The organism is Desulfovirgula thermocuniculi DSM 16036 (genome assembly GCF_000429345.1).
GTDB classification, from domain to species: Bacteria; Bacillota; Desulfotomaculia; order Desulfotomaculales; family Desulfovirgulaceae; genus Desulfovirgula; species Desulfovirgula thermocuniculi.
Genome location: NZ_KE386891.1, coordinates 25,117 through 31,417, shown reverse-complemented (window position 1 = coordinate 31,417; position 6,301 = coordinate 25,117). Strand labels below are relative to the sequence as shown.

The window sequence follows — 6,301 nt, the reverse complement described above, 5'->3', positions numbered from 1 at the left end:
CCTGCGGGAGGAGGCCGCGGCCTTGGGGGTTCCGTTTGAGGCGGTAATCGCCTCCCCGCCGCCCGGAAGGGACTTCTGGTACTGGTACCTGCGCGGGTACGCTTTCTCTCCCGAGGCCTGGGCGCGGATGCGGTTTAGATGGTGCAGGGACAGATTCAAGGCGAGGCCCGTGGTGGCTACCCTGCGGAAGCTCGGCGGCCCGGCCCTGTTGCTGGGCGTCCGCGTTGGAGAATCGCGGGGGCGGGCAGAGGCCCTGGCCGCGGGAGGGCAAAAGGGAGTCTGGTACCCGGTAGCCGGGTGGGACGCAGCGGCGGTCTGGGAGTACCTTTTCCGCCGGGCGCCCGGCGTCGCCAGGGAACTGGCCCTGCTGTACGGCCACCCAGAGGCCCGGACAGGGTGCTGGGTGTGTCCGGCGCGGCCCGCCGGGGAATAGTTGCAACGTTTGGCTTGCCTGCCCGGGTGGGAGTGGCTAGGGGAGTTGGCCCGCCTGCGGGAGCGGGTGCTGACGGCCCGGGGCCTAGGGGAGAGGCGGGCCGTGTACCAAGGGTGGGAGGAGTTGGCGGGGCGGCGCGCGGTAACACACTACCCTTCGGACCCTTCCGGTTCTGCTCGCGGCGGTCCAAGGGGTTTTCCCTGCCCCGCTCCTTGACAACGTTTCAACCAGTGATATAATGTTATCAGAGACATCAAAGTGGGAGGCGTTACCGTGGCCGAAACGAAACAGTTCCTCGTGCGGCTCACGGAGGAACAGGCTACCGCCGTCGACCTGGTGGCCAAGTACCGCGGGGAGACCAGGGCGGAGGCCCTGCTGGCGGCGTTCAGGCTGCTGGCAAAAGAAACCTTCGCGGAGGAGATCGAGTCCGGGGCCGACTTCCCCCTCCAGAAATTGCCGGTAGAGGTCAGGCTCAGTGACGTGCTCCGTGTTTTGGGAGTGAGGTAAAAGATGTGCCAGCTACTGGGGTTCTGTGCCGAGAAGCCCGTGTCGTTCGCCAGGGTGTTCCGCGAGTTCCGGAAGGGGGCCGCCTCCAACCCGCACGCGTGGGGCATCGCCCTCTGGCGGGGGGACGGGCGCGGTCCGCTGGTGGTGCGCGAGCCGCGGTCCGCCGGCGAGAGCCCCCTGGCGGCGCTCCTGGCTGCCAACCCCGTCCCCGGAACGGTGCTCGTGGCCCACATCCGCTACGGCACCACGGGCGGCAGGGACTCCCTGACGACCGTGACCAACGCCCACCCGTTCGTGGCCCGCGTGGGCGATAGGGACTGGGCGTTCGCCCACAACGGCTCCGTGCCGGGGCTGGCGGGCACCGTGTGGCACCAGCCGCACGGCACGACCGATTCGGAGAGGGCGTTCTCCTTCCTGGTGGGGGAACTCCTGCACGCCGGGCCCGCGGCCGGGGGAGGGGGGTTCGGCGCCGTGGCCAGGGCGGCCCGGGAGGCCGCCCGGAGGGGCAAGTTCAACTTCCTGCTTTCCGACGGCAAGACCCTGTACTTCTTCTCCAACAGGGCCGGTACCCTGTACTACCGCGAGGCACGGTGCGGGGGCAGGGTGCCCGCCGTGGTGGTGGCCACCAGGCCCCTCGGCGGCGCGCGGTGGAGGCCGTGCGAGCCCGGCGTGCTGTACGCGGCCGCCAGCGGGGCGGTCGTCGCCGCCGAGGCGGTAGAACTACTGGCCGGGCAAGGTGCCGCCCAGCGCGGGGAGCGGCCGACTGACAGTTCCTACCGCAAGTCCTATGTTTGCTGGGGGGTCGGTTGGCGTGCGGGCCTACAGGCACCGGTTCAGGCGCATTGACCGCCGGGTGGTGGCCGCCACGAGGGAGTTGATCGCCGCCAGGCCGTGGCGCGGCAACCCCGGGCGGGGCGGCCCGGCGGAGCGGGAGGCCGCCAAGGGGGCCTTCCTGGAGTGGCTGGGGCTGGCCAGCGCGGTGTACGGCATCCGGACCCCCAACCTCGCCGTGGGCGGCACCCGCACGGCGGGCTTCTACGTACCGGACACCAACCTGATCGTGTTGCCGAAGTTCTCGGTGTTCACGCTACTCCACGAGTTCCGGCACGCATGGCAGTGCCAGAAGGGAATCAAGGTCGGCGACGAGGAGGACGCGCGGGGCTGGTCGGTCAGCCTGGTCTACCTGGCGGACCCGCGCTTCTACTGGAACGCCGTGAGAAAGGGACTGGTGTTCTATGCATGACGGGAGGCACCTAGTTTTCGTGTACGGCACGCTGATGCGTGGGCGGGGGAACCACCGCTTCCTGGCGGGGGCGCGCTTCCTCGGGGCCGCCCGCGCGGAGGGGCTGGCGCTGTACGACGTCACGCCCTGGTACCCGGGGGCGGTGCGTGAGGAGGGTGGCTGCGTCCTCGGCGAACTCTACGAGGTGGACGGGCCGACGCTGGCCTTGCTCGACCGCCTCGAGGGCAACGGCTCGCTGTACCTGCGGGAGAGGGTGGCAGTGACGCTAGACAACGGGGAGGGGCGGACGGCGTGGGCATACCTCTGGCTGGGGAGGGTGGACCCGGCGAAGAGGGTGCCGCCCGAGTGCCAACCCTGGGGGGCCGGACGGGGGGCGGCGGCGGGCGCGTAGCCGTTCCAAGGGGCGGCGGGACCCCCGGGGGTCCCGCCGCCCTTTTTTTTGGGGGTGGCGTGCTGTGGCCGGACTGGAGTTAAGGCCGTTCGACCCGCGGGAGGGGGGACGCAAGGGGGCCAGGAGGCCCCCGGACGTCGAGGCCGCCCTCGACCTGCTCAGGGCCTGCGAGAGGATCCTTCCTCTCCTCCTCGATCCCTCCGTCAGTGTGCGGGAGAGGGAGGCCCTGCTGGTGCCGGCCCGGCGGCTGTACCTCTACCTCAAGGCACTTTTCGAAGGGGGGAGTTGAGGTGCCCAAGCGCAGGAGCGTGACAGCGTTCCGCCCCGCCCCCGGCGGCGGGTCCGGAGGGGGAGGAGGGGGAGGCGCCGTTGCCGCCGCGGGTGCCGCGGCGCGGGCCTCCCCGCAGTCGTTCGTCCCGAGCACTTACGAAGTGGAGGTCCACTCCGCCGCGAGGGGCCGTACGGAACCCACGCGCGTGACCTTCGTCTCGCCCTCGGAGGCCGAGGTCGCCTCGGCCTCCGGCGCCGTGTACAGGGTGGAGGTGGGGGAGGGCGGCAGGATGACCTGCACCTGCCCGGACTACCGGTTCCGCAGGAGCAGGACCGGTGGGGAGTGCCGCCACATCGGGGCGTACCGCTCGGCGCTCGCGGGCAGGAGGATGGTGGAAGAAGCGGCCCCCCGGGCGGCGGTCCTCCCCTCGGGGCGGCGGGCGTTCGACGCCTCGCGGGCCGCGGGGGAGGCGGCAGAGCGCAGGCGGGAGGCCGCCGCGGCGGCGGAGGCCGCCAGGCCGCCCGCCCGCGAGCACGAGGTGTCCTTGGCCGACGAGGCGGCCTTCCGGGAACTGCTCGAGCGGGCCGCCCGCGGCGACTTGCCCTACGAGTACGAAAATGTGCTGGACGGCTCCGACAACACCTTCGGCGTGGAGATAGAGTTCGAGGGCGGCGACCGCGAGGCGATCGCCAGGGAGCTCTACGAGCGGGGCTACATCCCCGAGCCTCGGCAGGTGCGCTACCACGCACCCAGGCGGCCCGGGATGTGGTCCTTCGAGACCGACGCATCGGTGGCATCGGGCGGGGAACTCGTGTCCCCCGTGTTCAGGGACACCCCCGAGGCGTGGCGCCAGATAGAGGAGATCTGCGAGATAGTGCGCAGGCACGGCGGGAGGGCCACGGCGCGTTGCGGCGCGCACGTGCACATCGGCAACCTGCCGCTCGACCACGACCCGGCGCTGTGGGAGAGGCTGGCCGCCCTCAACAGGGCTTACGAGGACGTCATCTACAGGATGGCCGCGGGCGGGGAGAGCGGCGGGCGGCACCGCGGCACCCGCTACGCGGTGCCGCTCAGCAGGATATCCGGCGGGCCGCAACAGGCGGGGCACTACGGCGCGGTCAACGCCCGCCCGCACACGGTGGAGTTCCGCTACTTCAACGGCACGCTCGATCCGCGGCAGATACAGGCCAACGTGAGGATCGCCCACGCCATGGTCAGGGCGGCGGCCGACCCGTCCGTGGGGATCCCGGCGGAACAGCGGGCCTTGGGCACGACAAGGGGCAACAGGGGGGAAGCGCGCCACTCTACCGTGCGCCGCTTCCTCGACACCATATTCACCCGCGCGCGGGACAAGCTCTCGGCCCTGTGGCTCTACGCCACGAGCAGGTGGCAGCCAGCGACGACCTGACGCACTTGCAGGCTTTTGGGTGGAAGGGACGGTGGTACGCTTGGAGTTCCGCAGGCTAGACCCCAACGACGCTAAGGCGAAACCCTCGATGCCCTTCCTGGTGGAGTTCGACGGTGGCGCTGCCCTCGGGGAGGCCGACAGCCCGGCGGGCTTGGTCGCCCTGCTCGTCGGGCCGGAGTACGCCGACGCGGAGGACGAGGAGGTGGCCTGGCACCTCAGGGTGGAGTACGCCGAGAGCCAAGCCCTTTGGCTGCACGCCCTGACGGGCCGCCCGGTGGTGGTCGCGGACGGCTCCCTGCCCGGGCCGGTCTTCGCGGCGGGGGACCCCGGCGCGCCCCCCGCGGCGGAGATCAGGGTGGACGGCGACTGGGCGCTCGTGGCCAGCCTGCACAACGCGGGGGCCATCGCCCTGCGGGAGGGGGAGGACGTGGCGGCGTTCCGCGGGGGCGGCGCCGCGCCGCGGGCCTGCCGCGAGTGCGGCTACTTCCGGGGGGGATGGTGCAGGCAGTTCGACCTGCCGGTGGGCCCGGATGCGGCCGACTGCCTGGACGGGATCGCCCTGCCCGCAGGGGTCCTCGCCGCGAGGAGGGGCAGGACCTACATGGGGGTGGGGAGGATCGCGGTCCCGCCGGAGCGACTGAAGGGCGGCCCGCGCGGGGGTGGCCGGGCGTGAACCTAGTCTGCGGCAACTGCGGGCGCTGCCCCGCGGGCTGGCGGGGGCTGTGCTCCGGCTGCCCCGGCTGCCGCAGGCCCCTCTTGGGCTGCGTGCCGGAGGCCCGCCGCTGCGGCAGGTGCCCCTATGTCTGCCCGGACAGGCCGGGCCTCGCGGCGTACGTCAATTCCCATCTGGGCGGCACGCTGGAACTGGAACCCGTGGCGGTGCGGCGCGCCGCCAGGCTCCCCGCGCACCTGCCCCTCGTGGCGACGAGGTTGCACGAGCGGCCTCCGGAGGGCCTCTCCCCCTGGTACGCCCTGCACGCGGGCAAGGTCTCCGGGGGCCTGTGGCGCTCGGGGGGTTTCAGGCGGGCGTACAACCTCCCGGAGGGCGCGGGGTTGGCCCTCAGTCTCTATGTAGACGATGCCTCCTTGGAGCGGTTCTGGCAGCGGCGCCGGGAAAGGTACGGGGTCATCGCCGCGGAGTTCGACGTCGCTTTCGCCCCGAACTTCAGCGTGTACGAGGACGCCCCCAGAATGGAGCACCTCCTCAACATGCGGAGGAGTAACATAGTGGCCGCGGAGATGACCCGGCTGGGCATCGCGGTGGTGCCGGACGTCTCCTGGTACTGCAAGGAGGACCTCGACCGCTGGGCGGCGCTCGCGGGGGAGTCGCGGGTCCCCGCCGTGGCCTTCTCGTTCCAGACGGTGGGCAGGGAGAACAAGGGGAGCGGGGCGTGGAGGGCCTACCTCGCCGGACTGCGCTACCTCTGCGGCAGGTTGCCCGCCGGGGTGCGGGTGGTGGTCGTGGGGGCGAACTCCGCGGAAAAGATCTCCGCCGTGCTGGGGGCCGTCGGGGGCAGGGACGTGTCCTTCCTGGACACGCTGTCGTTCTACGCCGCGCGCAAGGGCGGCGTCGTCACGGCGTCAGGCAGGGAGCGGGCGCCGGAAGGTACGTCGAGGGATGCCGCCTTCTTCGCCTCCGTGCGGGCCTTCCGCGCCAGGCTGGCAGCGGCAGGGGCGGATTAACCGGGTGGGTGGTATCGACCCTCCCGGTTTCCTTTTTTTAAGGGGGTGGTCAGAGATGCCGCGCGTGAAGCTGAAGGGGCAGGAACCCGTGAGGTTCAGGCCATACTTTATGGACCCGCCGCCGCGGCCGGGGGCACCCAAGTTGACGGTATCCACCCGTGCCCCCGCCATCCCGGTATCGCAACGGGAGGACGACGGCGGCGGGGGCACGCCCGCGCGGGAGCAGGGGTACGCCGGGGACGGCCTGGAGGCCGTGCGGGGCTCGCTCGTGTTCCGCGCCCCCGTGGCGTCAGATTCCGACCCAGCAAAAGTAGCTGGCTCGGTAGCCAAGGCCCTGGCGGGCGGTTGCGGGAAGGTCGAACTGT

General features: G+C 71.7%; 10 protein-coding genes. All 10 read left to right on the top strand.

Annotation, left to right across the window (positions count from 1 at the left end):
* Nucleotides 1–433, top strand: a 433-nt coding sequence (locus G454_RS0116980; RefSeq protein WP_027719508.1) for a phosphoadenosine phosphosulfate reductase domain-containing protein, incomplete at its 5' end; no start/stop codon positions are given.
* A 273-nt stretch (nucleotides 434–706) separates the two neighbouring features.
* The gene (locus G454_RS0116975) at nucleotides 707–940 is read left to right on the top strand and encodes a hypothetical protein (RefSeq protein WP_027719507.1); all 234 of its coding nucleotides are present in this window, start codon (nucleotides 707–709) and stop codon (nucleotides 938–940) included.
* 3 nt (nucleotides 941–943) lie between these two features.
* The gene (locus G454_RS20710) at nucleotides 944–1,786 is read left to right on the top strand and encodes a class II glutamine amidotransferase (protein WP_051276692.1); all 843 of its coding nucleotides are present in this window, start codon (nucleotides 944–946) and stop codon (nucleotides 1,784–1,786) included.
* On the top strand, nucleotides 1,728–2,183 hold the full coding sequence (locus G454_RS0116965; RefSeq protein ID WP_156896880.1) for a hypothetical protein: 456 nt from the start codon (nucleotides 1,728–1,730) through the stop codon (nucleotides 2,181–2,183). The genes G454_RS20710 and G454_RS0116965 overlap by 59 nt, the downstream gene beginning before the upstream one ends.
* Entirely contained in the window at nucleotides 2,176–2,574 is a 399-nt protein-coding gene (locus G454_RS0116960) for a gamma-glutamylcyclotransferase family protein (protein WP_027719505.1), read from the top strand. The genes G454_RS0116965 and G454_RS0116960 overlap by 8 nt, the downstream gene beginning before the upstream one ends.
* A 64-nt stretch (nucleotides 2,575–2,638) precedes the next feature.
* Nucleotides 2,639–2,863, top strand: coding sequence for a hypothetical protein (locus G454_RS0116955; RefSeq protein ID WP_027719504.1), 225 nt, complete (start codon nucleotides 2,639–2,641; stop codon nucleotides 2,861–2,863).
* Between the two features lies 1 nt (nucleotide 2,864).
* A complete protein-coding gene (locus G454_RS20705; protein WP_051276688.1) occupies nucleotides 2,865–4,253 on the top strand; it encodes an amidoligase family protein in 1,389 nt (462 codons plus the stop codon).
* Between the two features lie 88 nt (nucleotides 4,254–4,341).
* The gene (locus G454_RS21990) at nucleotides 4,342–4,926 is read left to right on the top strand and encodes a hypothetical protein (RefSeq protein ID WP_169719401.1); all 585 of its coding nucleotides are present in this window, start codon (nucleotides 4,342–4,344) and stop codon (nucleotides 4,924–4,926) included.
* On the top strand, nucleotides 4,923–5,936 hold the full coding sequence (locus tag G454_RS0116940; RefSeq protein WP_027719502.1) for a DUF4417 domain-containing protein: 1,014 nt from the start codon (nucleotides 4,923–4,925) through the stop codon (nucleotides 5,934–5,936). Before G454_RS21990 ends, G454_RS0116940 begins: the two co-directional genes overlap by 4 nt.
* Before the next feature lie 55 nt (nucleotides 5,937–5,991).
* Nucleotides 5,992–6,301, top strand: a 310-nt coding sequence (locus tag G454_RS21985) for a hypothetical protein (RefSeq protein WP_035108243.1), incomplete at its 3' end; no start/stop codon positions are given.